This window comes from Vibrio sp. 10N.222.46.A1, assembly GCF_041473595.1.
Taxonomy (GTDB): Bacteria; Pseudomonadota; Gammaproteobacteria; order Enterobacterales; family Vibrionaceae; genus Vibrio; species Vibrio tasmaniensis_A.
The window spans coordinates 1-1,626 of record NZ_JBFRSN010000706.1; the positions used below are offsets into that span (position 1 = coordinate 1).

The window sequence follows — 1,626 nt, forward strand, 5'->3', positions numbered from 1 at the left end:
CCGTTTGCCTCAAACCATTCTCATGGCGTAAAAAATGGCAACGTTGTTGGGAAGAGGTGATTTATTGCTCTGAACGTTGTCGTCGCCATAAGACAAAACCCACATAATCTCCCTTCATTTAAGAATCTATTGAGAATAACCACTCATTTAACGAGTTAATATTTTATCTGTCAGGTAACTCATGTATAAAGACGACATGAAGATACCTAAAAGAATACAGCCTTTAGTTGACGATGGTTTAGTCGACGAGGTGACAAGCCAACTCATGAGTGGCAAAGAAGCATCTGTGTACATTGTACGCTGCGGCGATACGATCCGTTGTGCCAAGGTATATAAGGAAATTAGCCAGCGCAGCTTTAAAAAAGCGACCGCGTATCGTGAAGGCCGAAAAGTCCGAAATAGCCGCCGTGCTCGAGCGATGGAAAAAGGCTCTGGCTTTGGTCGAGAGCAACAAGAAAAGGTTTGGCAAAGTGCTGAAGTGGATGCCTTATATAAACTGGCAGAAGCGGGCGTACGTGTGCCTGTCCCTTACGGTTGCTTTGATGGCGTGCTGCTTATGGAACTGGTCACTGACGATGATGGTTATGTTGCACCACGTTTGAACGATGTTGTAATGCCACCAGAACAAGCGATTGAAGATCATGCGGTGATGATGACTTACGTGGTTAAAATGCTTTGCGTTGGTTTGATCCATGGTGACTTGTCTGAGTTTAACGTATTGGTTGATGAATACGGTCCGGTGATTATCGATCTACCACAAGCGGTTGATGCTTCGGCGAACAACAACGCTGAGTGGATGTTGGCTCGTGACATCAATAATATCCGTGACTACTACGCTCAGTTTGCTCCTGAATTGGCGAAAACCGAGTATGCCAAGGAAATGTGGGCGCTTTACGAGAAAGGCGACTTAAAGCCAGACAGCAAGCTGACGGGCGAGTTTACAGAAACTGACGATTTGGCAGACATCGAAGCCATTATGCAAGAGATAGATGCTGCGCGAATTGAAGAACAACACCGACGCGAGCGTGTTAAAGAAGAGAAAGAAGGTGTAGACGACAGTAAGTTCAATTGGGCTGAGTAGTCGTAATGACCCGTTTTGATCTTTCGTAAAATGTCAGTCATAACGCCTTAAAAAACTAAGGCGCTCTTTCAAAAAATAACCCAATAGAGCCTCAACTCTGTTGGGTTATTTTTTTTAACACTCATGAAAGACGGCCACTGGTATTAACTACCACTTTAACTGCTCACCATCGTAAGCGTAGAAGTGCCCACTGTTATCAGGTGTAGCAGTGCGAATGATGTCCACCAATTGATGGGCGACATAGCTCGACTCAAACAACTTACCTTCAGGGACATTGGTCTGGAAAGGCTTAGATAAAGCCGTGTCTGCTGTGCCCGGGTGGAGCGCTAACACTGTGCCTTTCTTCAATGTACGTTGCCATTCAATCGACATGGTTTTGATGAACATGTTGAGTGCAGCTTTAGATGAGCGATAGCTATACCAACCGCCTAATCGGTTGTCTGAAATGCTGCCGACTTTGGCTGATACCACGGCAAATTTGGGATTGTCACTGGATTTGAGGATCGGCGTAAAGTGCTTGGCCAGTAATAAGCTTGGTAGGGTGT

General features: G+C 45.4%; 2 protein-coding genes and 1 pseudogene. 2 read left to right on the top strand and 1 reads right to left on the bottom strand.

The window, feature by feature from the left end:
* Together AB4496_RS18740 and AB4496_RS18745 are read left to right on the top strand one after the other, a co-directional pair.
* Positions 1 to 107, top strand: a 107-nt coding sequence (locus AB4496_RS18740; RefSeq protein WP_372131605.1) for a DUF2256 domain-containing protein, incomplete at its 5' end; no start/stop codon positions are given.
* An 89-nt stretch (positions 108 to 196) separates the two neighbouring features.
* Positions 197 to 1,081 (top strand): PA4780 family RIO1-like protein kinase, encoded by an 885-nt coding sequence (locus AB4496_RS18745; protein ID WP_029221996.1) that lies wholly within the window; start codon positions 197 to 199, stop codon positions 1,079 to 1,081.
* Positions 1,082 to 1,228: 147 nt separating this feature from the next.
* Here the strand turns inward: AB4496_RS18745 and AB4496_RS18750 are convergent.
* Positions 1,229 to 1,626 (bottom strand): annotated as a pseudogene (locus AB4496_RS18750) (short chain dehydrogenase); the annotation flags it as partial.